18 protein-coding genes are annotated in these 15,628 nt (G+C 69.0%); 11 read left to right on the top strand and 7 right to left on the bottom strand.

Annotated features, from left to right (window positions below; translation table 11 throughout):
- The first annotated feature begins 28 nt into the window (after positions 1 to 28).
- The 3 genes from ASC87_RS28690 (at position 29) to ASC87_RS28700 (ending at position 1,666) form a co-directional block, all read left to right on the top strand.
- A complete protein-coding gene (locus ASC87_RS28690) occupies positions 29 to 643 on the top strand; it encodes a hemolysin III family protein (RefSeq protein WP_056671298.1) in 615 nt (204 codons plus the stop codon).
- A complete protein-coding gene (locus tag ASC87_RS28695) occupies positions 633 to 908 on the top strand; it encodes a VF530 family DNA-binding protein (protein WP_056671299.1) in 276 nt (91 codons plus the stop codon). The genes ASC87_RS28690 and ASC87_RS28695 overlap by 11 nt, the downstream gene beginning before the upstream one ends.
- Before the next feature lie 185 nt (positions 909 to 1,093).
- Positions 1,094 to 1,666 carry a porin family protein gene (locus ASC87_RS28700; RefSeq protein WP_056671301.1) on the top strand — a complete coding sequence of 191 codons (573 nt, stop codon included), beginning with the start codon at positions 1,094 to 1,096 and terminating at the stop codon, positions 1,664 to 1,666.
- A gap of 63 nt (positions 1,667 to 1,729) precedes the next feature.
- On the opposite strand, the gene ASC87_RS28705 is transcribed toward ASC87_RS28700, so the two are convergent.
- From ASC87_RS28705 to ASC87_RS28720, 4 genes are all read right to left on the bottom strand, one after another.
- Positions 1,730 to 1,969 carry an RNA-binding S4 domain-containing protein gene (locus tag ASC87_RS28705; protein ID WP_056671304.1) on the bottom strand — a complete coding sequence of 80 codons (240 nt, stop codon included), beginning with the start codon at positions 1,967 to 1,969 and terminating at the stop codon, positions 1,730 to 1,732.
- Positions 1,970 to 2,130: 161 nt separating this feature from the next.
- Positions 2,131 to 3,123: an LLM class flavin-dependent oxidoreductase gene (locus tag ASC87_RS28710; RefSeq protein ID WP_056671306.1), complete on the bottom strand. Its 993-nt coding sequence runs from the start codon at positions 3,121 to 3,123 to the stop codon at positions 2,131 to 2,133.
- Positions 3,120 to 3,962 carry an S-formylglutathione hydrolase gene (gene fghA, locus ASC87_RS28715; protein ID WP_056671308.1) on the bottom strand — a complete coding sequence of 281 codons (843 nt, stop codon included), beginning with the start codon at positions 3,960 to 3,962 and terminating at the stop codon, positions 3,120 to 3,122. The genes ASC87_RS28710 and fghA overlap by 4 nt, the downstream gene beginning before the upstream one ends.
- Position 3,963: 1 nt before the next feature.
- Positions 3,964 to 5,070 (bottom strand): S-(hydroxymethyl)glutathione dehydrogenase/class III alcohol dehydrogenase, encoded by a 1,107-nt coding sequence (locus ASC87_RS28720; protein WP_056671310.1) that lies wholly within the window; start codon positions 5,068 to 5,070, stop codon positions 3,964 to 3,966.
- Between the two features lie 306 nt (positions 5,071 to 5,376).
- Here ASC87_RS28720 and ASC87_RS28725 point away from each other — a divergent pair, with 306 nt between their 5' ends.
- The gene (locus ASC87_RS28725) at positions 5,377 to 5,592 is read left to right on the top strand and encodes a cold-shock protein (RefSeq protein ID WP_056671312.1); all 216 of its coding nucleotides are present in this window, start codon (positions 5,377 to 5,379) and stop codon (positions 5,590 to 5,592) included.
- A gap of 83 nt (positions 5,593 to 5,675) precedes the next feature.
- On the opposite strand, the gene ASC87_RS28730 is transcribed toward ASC87_RS28725, so the two are convergent.
- Entirely contained in the window at positions 5,676 to 6,314 is a 639-nt protein-coding gene (locus tag ASC87_RS28730) for a lipocalin family protein (RefSeq protein ID WP_082569040.1), read from the bottom strand.
- A 174-nt stretch (positions 6,315 to 6,488) separates the two neighbouring features.
- Between ASC87_RS28730 and ASC87_RS28735 the strand changes: the two genes are divergently transcribed.
- The 4 genes from ASC87_RS28735 (at position 6,489) to ASC87_RS28750 (ending at position 11,760) form a co-directional block, all read left to right on the top strand.
- Positions 6,489 to 7,517 (top strand): NADP-dependent oxidoreductase, encoded by a 1,029-nt coding sequence (locus ASC87_RS28735; protein WP_056671314.1) that lies wholly within the window; start codon positions 6,489 to 6,491, stop codon positions 7,515 to 7,517.
- Between the two features lie 108 nt (positions 7,518 to 7,625).
- Positions 7,626 to 10,409 (top strand): PAS domain-containing hybrid sensor histidine kinase/response regulator, encoded by a 2,784-nt coding sequence (locus ASC87_RS28740; protein ID WP_056671316.1) that lies wholly within the window; start codon positions 7,626 to 7,628, stop codon positions 10,407 to 10,409.
- A gap of 30 nt (positions 10,410 to 10,439) precedes the next feature.
- Entirely contained in the window at positions 10,440 to 11,264 is an 825-nt protein-coding gene (locus tag ASC87_RS28745; protein WP_056671318.1) for an acyl-CoA thioesterase II, read from the top strand.
- Positions 11,265 to 11,343: 79 nt separating this feature from the next.
- Positions 11,344 to 11,760, top strand: a complete 417-nt coding sequence (locus tag ASC87_RS28750) for a hypothetical protein (protein ID WP_056671320.1) — start codon at positions 11,344 to 11,346, stop codon at positions 11,758 to 11,760.
- 12 nt (positions 11,761 to 11,772) lie between these two features.
- Here the strand turns inward: ASC87_RS28750 and ASC87_RS28755 are convergent, their stop codons facing one another.
- The gene (locus ASC87_RS28755; RefSeq protein WP_200954573.1) at positions 11,773 to 12,045 is read right to left on the bottom strand and encodes a hypothetical protein; all 273 of its coding nucleotides are present in this window, start codon (positions 12,043 to 12,045) and stop codon (positions 11,773 to 11,775) included.
- 95 nt (positions 12,046 to 12,140) lie between these two features.
- On the opposite strand from ASC87_RS28755, the gene ASC87_RS28760 reads away from it, so the two are divergent.
- The 3 genes from ASC87_RS28760 (at position 12,141) to ASC87_RS28770 (ending at position 15,202) form a co-directional block, all read left to right on the top strand.
- The gene (locus tag ASC87_RS28760; protein WP_056671323.1) at positions 12,141 to 12,695 is read left to right on the top strand and encodes a YaeQ family protein; all 555 of its coding nucleotides are present in this window, start codon (positions 12,141 to 12,143) and stop codon (positions 12,693 to 12,695) included.
- A gap of 99 nt (positions 12,696 to 12,794) precedes the next feature.
- Positions 12,795 to 13,073, top strand: a complete 279-nt coding sequence (locus ASC87_RS28765; RefSeq protein ID WP_056671324.1) for a GNAT family N-acetyltransferase — start codon at positions 12,795 to 12,797, stop codon at positions 13,071 to 13,073.
- Between the two features lie 65 nt (positions 13,074 to 13,138).
- The gene (locus ASC87_RS28770; RefSeq protein ID WP_056671573.1) at positions 13,139 to 15,202 is read left to right on the top strand and encodes a prolyl oligopeptidase family protein; all 2,064 of its coding nucleotides are present in this window, start codon (positions 13,139 to 13,141) and stop codon (positions 15,200 to 15,202) included.
- A 93-nt stretch (positions 15,203 to 15,295) separates the two neighbouring features.
- On the opposite strand, the gene ASC87_RS31375 is transcribed toward ASC87_RS28770, so the two are convergent.
- Entirely contained in the window at positions 15,296 to 15,454 is a 159-nt protein-coding gene (locus tag ASC87_RS31375) for a DUF3309 family protein (protein WP_082569041.1), read from the bottom strand.
- Between the last annotated feature and the right edge of the window lie 174 nt (positions 15,455 to 15,628).

A 15,628-nucleotide genomic window follows, 5' to 3' on the forward strand; every position in this document is an offset into this window, starting at 1 on the left:
CGGACAACCAACCCAGAGAAGAGAACCCATGTACCCGGGAGAACGGTTCAACAGCGTCACTCACCTCGCCGGCCTGCTGCTCGCAGCCGCCGGTTCTGCCGTGCTCATCGTCCAGGCCGCACGCGCTGGCGACGCCTGGCAGGTCGTGAGCTTCAGCATCTTCGCGGCCACCATGGTGCTGCTGTACGGTGCGTCCGCCGCGTACCACAGCGTGCGCGGCGCGGCCAAGCGCGTGCTGGTGAAGTTCGACCACTGCGCCATCTACCTGCTCATCGCCGGCACCTACACGCCCTTCACGCTCGTCACGCTGCGTGGCCCGTGGGGCTGGGCGCTCTTCGGCACGGTGTGGGGGCTCGCCATCATCGGCATCGTCAAGGAACTGGCCCTCGGCCGCGACCGCGTGCCGTCGGTGCCGCTCTACGTCGCGATGGGCTGGCTCGGCGTCATTGCCGCGGTGCCCCTCTTCCGGCAGTTGCCCGCGTGGGGCCTCTTCTGGCTCGTGGCCGGCGGCCTGATGTACACGGCCGGCATCATCTTCTACGCCAACGACGAACGCTGGCGCCACGCGCACGGCGTCTGGCACCTGTTCGTGCTGGCCGGCACGGCCTGCCACTACTTCACGGTGCTGTACTTTGTCGGCTGACACCCCACCGCCCCCACCCCCGCAGGCGCGCAACCCGCTCCACGGCATCACGCTCGAGCGCATCCTCGAGGAACTGGTCGAGTTCGGCGGCTGGGACGGCCTGGCCGGCCAGATCGACATCCGATGCTTCAAGAGCGACCCCAGCATCTCGTCGAGCCTGAAGTTCCTGCGCAAGACGCCCTGGGCGCGCGCGAAGGTCGAGAGCCTGTACCTCTTCATGCTGCGCGAGAAGGCCCGCCGGGAAAAGGCCTCGCGGGGCGGGTGAGCCGGCTGTAGGCCTTCGCCGACAGTCATTGGCTCCGCATCCCGACAGCCCCCCGCGCCGCTGTCCGCTGGGGAACGCGGATCTCGCCACCGATCATCGTTTTCACTCCCGCCGCTTCGGTGTGCGCGGAGTTGCATCACCCGCCACCCCGGCGGTGTGAGATGACGCTGAAAGGAAACGAGACGATGTCCCGACATGTCAAACGCCAGCTGATCGCCGCGATGGTCACCTCCGGTGCCGCCGCCCTCGCCCTGCCCGTGCAGGCCCAATTCATCGACCCGCAGCACAGCGGCCCGTACGTGGGCGTGGGCGCGGGTGCCACCCGGCTCAAGGGCGACGACCTGCCCGACGCCCCCACCGACCGCTCCGACGCGGGCGCCAAGGTGTTCGCCGGCTACCACTTCAACCCGTACTTCGGCGCCGAACTGGGCGTGATGAACACCGGCCGCTTCGAAAGTTCGGCCGGCTCGTTGCGCGGCCAGGGTGTGTACCTCGACGCCGTGGGCCGGTTCCCGGTCGTGGGTGCGCTGTCGGCCACGGGCCGCTTGGGGCTGTTCCAGGGCAAGCTGAAGGACGGCCGCTCCGGCACGGAGATCACCGACGACGGCATGAACGTCAAGGGCGGCCTGGGCGTGCAGTACGACCTGACCAAGAACCACGCACTGAGCGCCGAATGGGAGCGCTACCGCTTCGAAGGCACCGGCAACGGCAAGGTCAACACCGACCTCTACACGGTGGGCTACAAGTTCTCGTTCTGACGAACGGACACCCCACCCAACCGCCCGCACTGCCGGGCGGTTTGTCGTTGCCCGCCGGGGTTTTCAGTCGAGCGATGCCGGCATCGTGGGGGCATGCACCCTCACGCACACCCCGGTGACGTTGACCTCCTGGCCCGCACGCACCTTGCACGTCTTGCGCAGTTCGGGCTGGCCATCGACGGCCACCCGGCCATCGGCCACCAGGGCCTTCGCGGCACCGCCGCTGCCCGCCATGCCGGTGGCCTTCAACAAGGCGTCGAGGGGAATGAACTCGCCACGGAGTTCGAAATCGATGATGGTCATGGTGCTGTCCCGCGCGTCAGTCAAGCTCGGGGCCGCCAGGGCCCCGTGACCATTGTGCGGCGGCCGGCGCGCCGTGGCACGCCGGCATTGCCACGTTGTGCCAACTCTCCGCGCTTTCATGCGCTTTGTGGCTCGGGGCCGACAACAGCGACCCGGCGCGTTCAGGTGCGGGCCAGCGCGAACTCGGTGGCCAGCAGCTCGTACGACCGGCGGCGCACGGCCGGGTCGTGGGCCCAGCAGTTGACAACGAGTTCGCCAAGCTCGAACCGATCGGCGAGCGCGCGCAGCTTTTGCGCCACCTGCGCGGCACTGCCCACGAACCCGCGCTCGCGCATCGGCGCCACGGTGAGCATCTCGTCGTGGGTGAAACCCTGTTCGGCCACCACGTCGGGTGACGGCAACGGCCGCAGCACGCCGCGGCCCCGGTCCACCCGCCACCGTTCGCGGCTCAGCGCGTGGTGGCGGGCTTCGGCCTCGGTGTCGGCCGCCAGCGCCCACACGCACAGCGTGGGCGACGCCAACGGGTGCCGCTCGCTGCCGCGGTACAGCTGGCGGTAGGTCTCGACGGCCTGCTCGGCGCCCTGCCCGTCGGTGAAGAAGTACGCGAACGCGTACGGCAGGCCGAGTTGCGCGGCGAGCTGCGCACCGTAGTCGGAGCTCCCCAGCACCCACAGTTCCGGCGCAAATGCGCCGCGCGGGTGGGCGTCGATGCCCTTGTGGCGCTGGTTGGCGGTCCACGCGAGCAGGTCCTGGATCTGGCCGGGGAAGTGGTCGGCCGACCCGAAGCCGTGCGGGTTGAGCGCCTGCGCCGTGCGCATGTCGCCGCCCGGTGCACGGCCCACGCCGAGGTCGATGCGGCCCGGCGCCAGCGCTTCGAGCACGCGGAACTGCTCGGCCACCTTCAGCGACGCGTAGTGCGGCAGCATCACGCCCGCGCTGCCGATGCGGATGCGCGACGTGCGCGCGGCGATGGCCGCCATCAGCACCTCGGGTGCGCTGCCCACGATGGTGGGCAGGCTGTGGTGCTCGCTGAGCCAGAAGCGGTGGTAACCGAGCCCTTCGCAGAACACGGCCAGGTCGAGCGTGTCGCGGATGGCCGCGTCCTCGGTGGACCCGGCAAGCGACACCGACTGGTCGAGCACCGAGAGTTTCATGCGTGCAGCGCCTGCGCGTGGTGGGCCAGGTGGTCGGCCACCACGGTCTGGATGAAGTAGTAGCCGTGGTCGTACCCGCCGTGGCGGCGCAGCACGAGGGGCTGGCCCGCGGCGCGGCACGCGTCTTCGAACAGGTTCGGGTGCAACTGCTCGGCCAGGAACTTGTCGGCCAGGCCCTGGTCGACGAGCAGCGGCGGCACCCGGGCGCCGTCCTTCACCAGTTCGGTGGCATCGTGTGCGGCCCAGGCCGGGCGGTCATCGCCGAGGTAACCCAGGAAGGCCTTGTGGCCCCACGGACACTGCGTGGGCGCGGCGATGGGCGCGATGGCCGACACGCTGCGGTACAGGCCGGGGTGTTTCAACGCGAGGGTGAGCGCACCGTGGCCGCCCATCGAGTGGCCGAAGAGTCCCACCCGGTCGGCCTGCGCGGGAAATTCTCGCGGAACCAGCGCATGCAGCTCCTGCGTGACGTACGACGCCATGCGCCAGCGTTCGCGCCACGGCGCCTCGGTGGCGTCGAGGTAGAAGCCCGCGCCGTCGCCGAAGTCCCAGGCCGCGTCGGCCCCGGCCACGCCGGTGCCACGCGGGCTGGTGTCGGGCGTGACCAGCATCAGCCCGTGCTGCGCGGCGTACCGCTGCGCGCCCGCCTTGATGGCGAAGGTCTCCTCGGTGCAGGTGAGTCCGGCGAGGTACACCAGCACCGGCACCGGGCCGTGCGCCGCCTGCGGCGGGCGGTACACGCCGAACTTCATCGGCAGGCCGATGACGTCCGAGTCGTGCCGGTAGAACCCCTGCACGCCACCGAAGCAGGCGTGCTCGCTCAGCACCTCGACGGCCATCTCAGAACTCCACGACGGAGCGGATGGATTCGCCGCGGTGCATCAGGTCGAACCCCTCGTTGATCTGCTCGAGCTTGAGCTTGTGCGTGATCAGCTCGTCGATGTTGACCTTGCCTTCCATGTACCAGTCGACGATCTTCGGCACGTCGGTGCGGCCGCGGGCGCCGCCGAAGGCGGAGCCCTCCCACTTGCGTCCGGTCACCAGCTGGAACGGCCGCGTGCTGATCTCGGCGCCGGCCTCGGCCACGCCGATGATGATGCTGCGGCCCCAGCCTTTGTGCGTGCACTCGAGCGCCTGGCGCATCACCTTCGTGTTGCCGATGCACTCGAAGCTGTAGTCGGCGCCGCCGTCGGTGAGCTGCACGATGGTGTCGACGACGTTGTCGACGAGCTTCGGGTTGATGAAGTCGGTCATGCCGAAGCGGCGGGCCATGGCTTCGCGCTCGGGGTTCAGGTCGACGCCGATGATCTTGCCGGCCCCCACCATCTTCGCACCCTGGATCACGTTGAGGCCGATGCCGCCGAGCCCGAACACCACGACGGTGGCACCCGCTTCCACCTTGGCCGTGAACAGCACCGCGCCGATGCCGGTGGTGACACCGCAGCCGATGTAGCAGACCTTGTCGAACGGGGCGTCCGTGCGGATCTTCGCCAGTGCGATCTCCGGCACGACGATGTGGTTCGCGAAGGTGGACGTGCCCATGTAGTGCAGGATGGGTTTCCCGTCGATCGAGAAGCGGCTCGTGCCGTCGGGCATCAGGCCCTTGCCCTGCGTGCTGCGGATCTGCTGGCACAGGTTCGTCTTGCGCGAGAGGCAGAACTTGCACTGGCGGCACTCGGGCGTGTACAGCGGGATCACGTGGTCACCCTTGCGCAGCGACGTCACGCCCGCACCCACATCCACCACGACACCAGCCCCTTCGTGGCCCAGGATCGCCGGGAACAGGCCTTCGGGATCGGCGCCCGACAGCGTGTAGGCGTCGGTGTGGCAGATGCCGGTGGCCTTGATCTCGACCAGCACTTCCCCGGCACGCGGGCCTTCCAGGTCGACGGTTTCGATGGTGAGCGGCTGGCCGGCCTTCCAGGCCACGGCGGCACGTGTTTTCATGGGGATTCCTTCTGCGGATGCGTCGAGTTCGGGGGTGCGCCGCATTGTGTCAGCGACGGCCACGGGCTGCAGCGCAGGACGGCGGGCGAGCGAAAAGGCGGGGCATCGGCCCCGCAGGGCCCGGGTGTGGTGTATAGTCGCGCCACAGGAACCCGCAAGTCGGTTCTGGTGAGTGATATTTTCGTGATGCCGCCCTGGTTCCAGGCCGGTTCGTTAGAAATCCCCCCCGAATCCTTCCTCTTGAGTGTGACTGCACGCACGGCATGTTGCTGCGCGTTATTTTGTGATTAGATAGGATTTCGTCCCATGACGACCCAAACCCAAACCGGTACCGTGAAGTGGTTCAATGAGAGCAAGGGCTTCGGCTTCATCGCTCAGGACGCTGGCGGTGCCGACTTGTTCGCGCACTTCCGCGACATCTCTGGCAACGGCTTCAAGACGCTGCTGGAAAACCAGCGCGTCGAATTCGAAGTGAAGCAAGGCCAGAAGGGCCTGCAAGCTGCGAACATTCGCGTGCTCTGATGGACCGCTTGCCGCCCCGTGCGGCAGCCATCCAGTGAAAGGCGGCCTCCGGGCCGCTTTTTTTTCGCCCCTGCCTTTCGCCCCTACAGCGCCACGCGGCGCGGCGCGGCCGGGCCAGCGCCCATCCACAACAGCCGCTGCACCTGCTTCGCGGTGGGCGACGGGATGGTCGAGTGTGGCGTGCGCACGAGCTGGTCCACCGGGTACCCGCCCGCACGCAGCTGGTCGACGACGGCCTCGTAGGCCGGCGCATCCATCGCCGGCGTACGGGCCAGGATCCACAGGTACTCCCGGCCCGGTTCGCTGACCACCGCATACCGGTATTCCGGGTCGAGCAACACCACCCAGTAGTCACCGCGGCCCACCGGGAACCACTGCAGCCAGCTCGGCAGGAAGCTCACCTTCAGCTTCGCGCCGCTCGTGTCGCCCGCCGCCAGGGTGGCCCGGCCCTCGATGCGGTCGATGTCACCATTGGCCTTGCGGCACCGGTTCACCACCCCCATCGACCCGTCGGGGTTCGGGCTGTAGGTGGCCGAGACATCCCCCACGCACTGGTCCTGGAAACGGTTCGGCAACCGCGCCAGTTCGTACCACGTGCCGGCGTACCGTCCGAGATCGACCTTCGCCACGCTCTGGACGGGAGGTGCGGCCACGGCGGCTCCCAGCGCCAGCCAGGCGGCCAGCAGGGTGGCCCCGACAAGGCGTTGGTGGAGAAGGCTCATGGGGAAACATCCTTGTTCGTTCTCATCCGGACGACTATAAGAACGGGGAGCCGCCCCGGCTGTCAGGCATGAGCCCCCCCTGCTGTGGGCGACCTCTGACATCTGCGCGACACGGCCCGCCCCACCCCGCCGCTACGATCGCCCTCCTCGAGCATCCTCCGGAAACACTCCACCATGGCCACTCCAACGAACCACCAGATCCGCCTAGCCGCCCGGCCGGTCGGCATGCCCACCCGGGACAACTGGCGTGTCACCGACGAGCCGGTGCCCGCACTGGCCGACGGCGACGTGCTGGTCAAGACCCTCGCGCTGTCGCTCGACCCGGCCATGCGCGGGTGGATGAACGAAGGCAAGAGCTACATCCCGCCCGTGGGCCTGGGCGACGTGATGCGCGCGGGCGGCGTGGGCGTGGTGATCGGGTCGAAGAACCCCGCATTCCGCGAAGGCGACCACGTGAGCGGCTCGCTCGGCGTGCAGACGCACTGCCTGGTGCCTGCGGCGGACGTGCGCCGCACCGGCCTCGCGAAGATCGACACGGCGGCCGGCACGCTGACCCAGTGGCTCAACGTGCTGGGCATGCCCGGCATGACCGGCTACTTCGGCCTGATGGACGTGGGCCAGCCGAAGGCCGGCGAGACGCTGGTCGTCTCCGGCGCGGCCGGCGCGGTGGGGCAGACGGTGGGCCAGCTCGGCAAGATCCTCGGGTTGCGCACGGTAGGCATCGCGGGCGGCAAGGCCAAGTGCGACTGGGTCGTCAACGAACTCGGTTTCGATGCCTGCGTCGACTACAAGGCGGGCCCCATCAAGGACGGGCTGCGGCAGGCCTGCCCCGATGGCGTGGACATCTACTTCGACAACGTGGGCGGTGACATCCTGGACGCGGTGCTCACCCGCATCAACCGCAAGGCCCGCATCGTGATCTGCGGCGCCATCAGCCAGTACAACAACACGACGCCGGTCAAGGGCCCGTCGAACTACATGTCGCTGCTGGTCAACCGCGCCCGCATGGAAGGCATCGTGGTGTTCGACTACGCCGACCGCTATCCCGTGGCCATCAAGGAACTGTCGGGCTACCTGCGCGACGGCCGCATGAAGAGCAAGGAAGACATCGTGGACGGCATCGACACCTTCCCCGAAACCCTGCTGAAACTGTTCAACGGCGAAAACTTCGGCAAGCTCGTGCTGAAAGTCGCGGACGCGTGAACCGGCCGGCACATTGAACCGCCCGCGGGGGCTTCCCCGGGGGCACCGGGGCGGCGGCGCGCATAAACTGCCAGGGCGTCCATTTTCGACGTCGCCACCCCGGTTTCAATGGCCCCACCTCGCCCACCGCCGCCAGCGAGCACGGCCCCACCAGCCTGGGCCGCGCTGCTCGATGCGGCGTCCGATCTGCTGGCGTTCCTGGATGCCGACGGCCGAATCCTCTGGGTCAACGCTGGTTTCGAGCGCGCGAGCGGCCACGCCTCGGCGCAGGTGCTGCAGCAGCCGGTGGTGCCGCTGCTGCAGGCCGCTTCCGCGCCTGCAGCGCCGGGCGCGCCGTGGGCGCAGGTGCACGCGGCGCTCGCCGGCCACGCCGCCGTCGCCGGCGTGGCGTTGCCGTGGACCGACCGGTCCGGAACAGCCCGCACCGGCCTGCTGTCGTTGACCCCGCTGCCCGGAGGGCAGGGAGCGCCGGCAGGGGCCCGGTGGCAGATGGTGCTCCAGGACACCACCGAAACCCAGCGCCTCGCGGTGCTGCTCGGCACGGCCCAGGACGTCGGCCGGCTGGGCATCCTGGAACGCCACAACAACACCAGCGCGCAACTGAAAATGGCGGTGGAGCTCGGCAACATCGCCACCTGGCGGCACGACCTCCGGCTCGACCGCATGTTCTACGACGAGCGCGCGTTCGAGATCGTGGGCATCGAGCCGCGCGCCGAGGGCCTGAGCCTCGCCGAGGTGCGCGCCTTGATCCACCCGGATGACCTGCCGCAGGTGCTGGCCACCGCCAAAGAGGCCCTGACATCCGACCGCCCCGTGGACATGGAGGCGCGGTACCGCCGTGCCGACGGCTCCTGGCGCTACCTGCTGACCCGCCGCATCCTGCGCCGGGACGAACACGGCCAACCGCTCGAGTTCGTGGGCGTGGGGCTCGACGTGACGGAACAGGTCGAGAAATCCCGCCACATGGGCGAGGTGACCAAGCGCCTCGAGATCGCCGCCGCTGCGGCGGGCCTGGGCATCTGGAGCCGCGACCCGGTCACGCGTGCGCCCGAGTGGAACTCGCAGATGTTCGAGATCGTGGGGCGCTCGCCGCGCGACGGCCTGCCCACGCGCCACGAGTGGCTCGAACAGGTCATCTACCCCGACGACCGGGCCCGGATGCGCAACGCCCATGCCGACATGCTGGCGTCGAACGGCACCCCCATCGAACACCAGTACCGCATCGTCCGGCCCGACGGCCGGGTGCGGTGGCTCGTCAACCGGTCCTGCCGCGAGGTGCGGGACGGCCAGCCGGTGCTGTTCGGCATCACGATGGACATCACGCACCGCGTGGAGACCGAGACCGCGCTGCGCCAGGCCAACGACCGCATCGCACTCGCCACCCACGGTGCCGGCATCGGCACGTGGGAACGTGACGTCAAGACGGACCGCGCGACGTGGGACGCCCAGATGTTCGCGCTGCGCGGCCTCATGCCGGCCCCGGGCGCGAACGTGGACCGCCTGCGCTTCGAGCTGAGCCACCCGGAAGACCTGCCCCACATCATCGAGGTCAACGAGGCCTCCGTGCGCAACCACCGCATGTGCACGTACGAGTTCCGCGTGCGCATGCCCGACGGCAGCTACCGCTGGCTCGCCTCGCGCTCCGTGCCGGTGTACGACGCGAACGGGGTGCCGGTGCGCCAGATCGGCGTGAACTGGGACATCCACGAGCGTGTCACCGCCGAGGCCGAACGCCAGGAGAAGCTCATCGCCCAGCGCGAAAGCGAGGCGAAGTCCCGTTTCCTTTCACGCATGAGCCACGAGTTGCGCACGCCGCTCAATGCCGTGCTCGGGTTCGCGCAGTTGCTCCAGCGGGGCGCGAGCCTCGCGCCGGACCAGCGCGAGAAGGTCGCCCACATCCATTCGGCGGGCGAGCACCTGCTGGCACTCATCAACGACGTGCTCGACCTCTCCAGCCTGGAACAGGGCCAGCTCCGCGTCGAGCTGCAACCCGTGCCGCTGGCCGAGGTGCTGGACGACACACTGCCCCTCGTCCACGCGCTCGCACTGCAACACGGCGTGGAAGTGGGGATCGGGGACGTGCCCGGGGTGGCGTGGGGTGACCGCACCCGCATCCGGCAGGTCGCCATCAACCTGCTGACGAACGCGATCAAGTACAACCGCCCGGGCGGCCACGTGACCGTGACCGGCACCATCCACGGCAACGCCGTCACGCTCGACGTCGTCGACACGGGCCGCGGCATGACCGGCCAGCAGCTGGGCCAGCTGTTCGAGCCGTTCAACCGCCTCGGGGTGGAACGCGAAGGCATCGAGGGCACCGGCATCGGCCTGGCGGTCGTGAAGGCGCTGCTGGAGCGCATGGGCGGCGCCATCGAGGTGGCGAGCGAGGCCGGCAGCGGCTCACGGTTCACGGTGCGGCTGCCCCGGTTCGACAACACCGCCGTGGCCGGCCCCGGCGACATGCCGGCCACCGGACCCGCGGTCCACGCCAAGCCCGGCCGCGCGGGCCAGGTGCTCTACATCGAGGACAACCCCGTCAACCAGCTCCTCGTCGAGGAGCTGGTGCGTGGACACGCCGGCCTGGCCATCGAGTCCAGTTCCACCGGCATGGCCGGGGTGGCACGTGCCGCGCTGCTGAAGCCCGACCTGATCCTGATCGACATCCAGCTGCCCGACATCGACGGCTTCGAGGTGATCCGCCGCCTGCGTGGCGAACCGGCCACCGCGGGCATCCCGTGCATCGCGCTGTCGGCCAACGCGATGTCGGAGGACATCGCGCGGGCGCTGGCGGCCGGGTTCGAGGACTACTGGACCAAACCCATCGCGTTCGCCAGCTTCCTGTCGGCGCTCGACCGGCTGTTCCCGGCACACCATGCCGCAGGCGCCCGATAATGCACGATCGTTCGATTTTGCAGTTCACCCATGTCCGCCCTCACCACGCTTTCCGCCCTGTTGGCCGCCCGCACGCTTGACGCCGCCGCACGCACCGTCACGTTCGAGATCCCGGAAGACTGGCAGCAGGGCCGCACCACGTTCGGCGGCCTGATCGCCACGCTGGCCGTGCAGGCGATGCGCGACGTGGCCGGCCCCGCGTGGCCGCCCGAGGTGAGCCTGCGGGCCCTGCAGACGAGTTTCATCGGCCCGGTCGAACGCGGTGTGTTCGAGGTGTCGGTGCAGGTACTGCGCGAAGGCAAACACGTGCGCCAGGTGCAGGCGCTGGTGCGACAGAACGGCCAGACGTCCGCCATCCTGCTGGGTGTGTTCGGCACGCCGCGCGACACGGTGGTGCCGGTGATGGCCCCGGCCCGCCCCGAGGTGGCGCGCTCACCCGACCAGTCGATCCAGGTGCCGTTCCTGCCCGGCGTGACACCCAACTTCACGCAGCACTTCGACTTCCGCTGGGGTGAAGGCACCATGCCCTACAGCGGTGCCGACAGCTGGCACAGCCGCATCCACCTGCGCCTCAAGAGCGAAACCGTGGCGCCCGAGTTGCTGACCGTGTTGCTGGCCGACTCCCCGCCGTCGCCCGTGATCAGCCGCTTCACGAAGCCGGCACCGGCCAGTTCGGTGTCGTGGGAACTCGAACTGCGCCCGGTGGCCGACGCCGAACAGGGCGACGCCTGGTGGCGCGTGGACACCGACGTGATCGCTGCTGCCGGCGGCTACGTCAACCAGGTGTCCAAGCTCTGGACGCCCTCGGGCGAACTCGCGTCCATCGGCTACCAGGTCGTGGCTGTCTACGGGTGACACGCGGCAGGTAGACTTCGCTCCGAACAGAACAAGGACCCCGCGCGCCGTGCCGGGGTTGTCGAGGGAGATCGATTCAATGCGTTTTGCCAAATGGCTGCTGGCCGTGCTCGTTCCGCTGCTGCTCGTGGCGGCCTACTTTGCCGTGGTGCTCAGCTGGAACTACGCCAGCGGCGAACGCGCCGGCTGGGTGCAGAAGCTGTCCCGCAAGGGCTGGCTCTGCAAGACCTGGGAAGGTGAACTCGCGCTCGTGTCACTGCCGGGCAGCACGCCCGAGAAGTTCCTCTTCACGATCCACGACGACGCCGTGGCCGCCCAGGTCAACGCCGTGATGGGCCAGCGCGTGGCGCTGCACTACGTGGAAAAGGTGGGCCTGCCCACCACCTGCTTCGGCGAGACCCGGCACTACGTGACCGGTGTTCGCGCGCAGGAGGAGATCCAGCTGACGCCGGGGGTGGTGGTGCCACGGCCCACGGCGCCCGCTTCGGCGCCCTGACCCGCAAGGGGCTCAGCCGAGCCCCTTCTCCAGCAGGTCCACCAGGAGCGCGTTCACGCCCCCTTCGTGGTCGGCGCCCTGCGCGTTGATGCGGGCCACCAGGTCGGCGGGCAGCTTGCAGGCGAATGGCACCAGGCCGGCGGCCGCATCGCGCTTGCGCTGCTCGCGTTTGTCGAGTGCCACGGCCGCGCCCTGCGCGAACCGGTCGGGGGCGCCAGCGCCCTTGCGCTTGCCCTCGATCTTCAGGGCCATCTGCTTGGCCAGGTCGAACTTCTTCATCGTCATCGGTACACCCGCTCTGTCGTCATCGACCGGCATTGTCGCCGGGCGCGGGCCATCTGGTCTAATCCGGATCCACTCTTTCGAACCGGCCCCCACCCATGGCGCTCAAAGCCACGATCTACAAAGCCAACCTGCAGATCGCCGACATGGACCGCAACGTCTACGGCGACCACGGTATCACCATCGCCCGCCACCCGTCGGAAACCGACGAACGGATGATGATCCGGGTGCTGGCCTACGCGCTCAACGTGCCCCAGGACAACCACAACGGCACGCTCGAGTTCGCCAAGAGCCTGTGGGACACCGATGAGCCCGACCTGTGGCAGAAGGACCTCACGGGCCAGATCGTCCACTGGATCGACGTGGGCCAGCCCGACGACAAGCGCATGATGAAGTCGGCGCCGCGCGCCGAACGGGTCACGGTGTACAGCTTCGCCTCGAGCTCGGCCATCTGGTGGAGCGGCGTGGCCACGAAGATCACCCGCGCGCGCAACGTCACCGTGTGGCAGGTGCCCGCCGAGCAGAGCCAGGCCCTCGCCGAACTCGCCCAGCGCACGATGCAGCTGCAGGTCACGGTGCAGGACGGCACCGCATGGATCGGCGACGGCCAACGGTCCGTCGAGGTCACCCCCGAGCGGCTCACACCGGGCTGAGAGGCTGACCGCACGCGGGCCAGGGGGAAACATGCCCCCCGCCACGGCGTGCAGGAGGGTCTGCGTCAGAATGGGCCTCCCGCAGCTTCCCGACGTGCCATGGAACGACCCGCCCCCGACGTGATCCACAACGCTGCGCTGCAGCGCTTCGAGACCACCATCGACGGCCACCTGAACGTGGCCGACTACGTGCTGTCGAACGGCACGCTCGTCATGACCCACACGGCGGTTCACCCGTCGCTGCGGGGCCACGGTGTTGCGGCCGCACTCGTCGAACAGGCGCTGGCGTTCGCGCGCGCCGAGGGGCTCAAGGTCGACCCCGTGTGTTCGTACGTGCAGGGTTACCTGCAGCGGCATCCCGAACACCTGACTGCCTGACCTTGGCTCTGCTTCCCCGGGCCGCCGCGTGGCTGGCCCTTCTTGTCCTGTCCGCCTGCACCACCATGACCGACCCCGTCCGCACCGCACCCGAGACCGACGACCCCCTGCTGTGGCTCGAGGACGTGCAAGGCACGGCGGCACTCGACTGGGTGCGCGGGCAGAACCAGCTCACGCAATCGGAACTGATGGCTCGCCCCGAGTACGGCCCCACGCGGGCGCAGTTGCTCGAGGTGCTCAACGCCCGCGACCGCATCCCGTTCGTGGCACGCCGCGGCGCGTGGCTCTACAACCTGTGGCAGGACGACACCCACAAGCGCGGCCTGTGGCGCCGCACCACGCTCGCGCAGTACAAACTGCCCGCACCGCAGTGGGAAACCGTCATCGACCTCGACGCGCTCGCCGCCGCCGAGAACGAGAACTGGGTCTGGGGCGGCGCCACATGCCTCGGCCCGGACTACCGGCACTGCCTCATCTCGCTGTCGCGCGGCGGCGCCGATGCGAAGGTGATCCGCGAGTTCGACGCCGTCGAGAAACGCTTTGTCGACGGCGGCTTCCAGCTGCCCGAGGCCAAGTCCGATGTGGACTGGGTCGACGCCGACACGCTGTTCGTGGGCACTGATTTCGGCCCGGGTTCGATGACCGATTCGGGGTACCCGCGCATCATCAAGCGCTGGCAGCGTGGCACACCGCTCAGCGCGGCGGTCACGGTGTTCGAGGGCGAAGCGAAGGACGTGGCCGTGGGGGTTTCGGTCGACAAGACCCCGGGCTTCGAGCGCACGCTCTTCAGCCGCGCCACCGACTTCTACAACCAGAAGTTCTTCCTGCTCGACGGCAGCAGCCTCGTGCCGCTCGACATCCCGAGCGACGCCTCGCCGAGTTTCCTGCGCGACACGCTGCTGCTGAGCCTGCGCAGCCCCCTGGACGCCGGCGGCACGCAGTTCCCGAGCGGCTCGCTGCTGCACACCGACGCCGCGGCCTACCTGCGCGGCGAGCGGCACCTGCAGCCGCTGTTCACGCCCACGGCCGAACGGTCGCTCGCCGGGTACACCTTCACGCGTGACCACGTGCTGCTCAACGTGATGGACAACGTGGCGAGCCGCCTCGAGCGGTGGCACAAGGCCGGCGGCACGTTCACCGGCCGCCCCATCGAGGCCCCGTTCCCCGGCAGCCTGGGCGTGAGCCCGCTGCACGACCCGCTGCTGCCTGCCGACGACCTGGCCGAGAACTACCTGCTCACCTACACCGATTTCCTGACCCCCGACTCGCTGTACCTGGGCAGCACGGCCGACGACCGGCGCGAGCCGTTGAAGTCGCGCGAGGCCCTCTTCGATGCCACGGGCCAACGGGCCGAGCAGCGGTTTGCCACGTCGAAGGACGGCACACGGGTGCCCTACTTCGTGGTGTGGCCGGCCGGCGCCACGGCGGATGGCAACAACCCCACGCTGCTGTACGGCTACGGGGGCTTCGAGATCTCGCTGAAACCCTGGTACTCGGGCGGCTTCGGCCGGGCCTGGTACCGGCGCGGTGGCGTGCTGGTGGTGGCCAACATCCGCGGCGGCGGCGAGTACGGCCCGCGCTGGCACCAGGCCGCCGTCAAGGCCCACAAGCAGCGCAGCTACGACGACTTCATCGCGGTGGCCGAGCACCTCGTCGCCACCGGCGTCACGTCACCGAAACACCTCGGCATCATGGGCGGCAGCAACGGCGGCCTGCTGGTGGGCGCCACCTTCGTGCAGCGCCCCGACCTCTTCAACGCGGTGGTGTGCCAGGTGCCGCTGCTCGACATGCGGCGCTACCACACGCTGCTGGCCGGGGCCTCGTGGATGGCCGAGTACGGCAACCCCGACGACGCGGCCGAGTGGTCCTTCATTTCGTCGTACAGCCCGTACCAGAACGTCCGGACCGGCGCCGCGTACCCGCGCGTGCTGTTCACCACGTCCACCCGCGACGACCGCGTGCACCCCGCGCACGCCCGCAAGATGGCCGCGCGCATGATGGCGCAGGGTCATCCGGTGCTGTACTACGAGAACATCGAAGGCGGGCACGGCGGCGCCGCCGACAACGACCAGCGCGCTCATCTCCAGGCACTCGAATTCAGCTACCTCTGGCAGCAGCTGAAAAAGTGAAGCCCGTGTTTTTGGCAGCTTGAGAGCGAGCGGGCCGCGGTCGGCTCGCTCGGCAGCCCCCTCCTTGGAGGCGATTTCTTCAGGTGCGTTCTTCTAGATCTTGCCCAGCAGCAGCAGGATGACCACGACCACCAGCACGAGCCCGAGACCGCCGGTGGGGCCATAGCCCCAGCTGCGGCTGTGCGGCCAGCTCGGCAATGCACCGATCAGCAGCAGGACCAGCACGATCAACAGAATGGTTCCCAACGTCATGGTTGGCTCCTTGGTGTTATTGAGATTCCCACGATAAGGATGTCAGGCGGCTGGCGACAGATGGCAACGGCGTGACCGGGTGTCGGCTCGGAGCACGGCCGGATGTCGTTGGCTTCCTACATGCGCCGGGAACCGGGCCTGGACGCGATCGACTCCACCGGGTCGATGAATGGG

This window comes from Rhizobacter sp. Root1221 (genome assembly GCF_001425785.1).
Taxonomy (GTDB): Bacteria; Pseudomonadota; Gammaproteobacteria; order Burkholderiales; family Burkholderiaceae_C; genus Rhizobacter.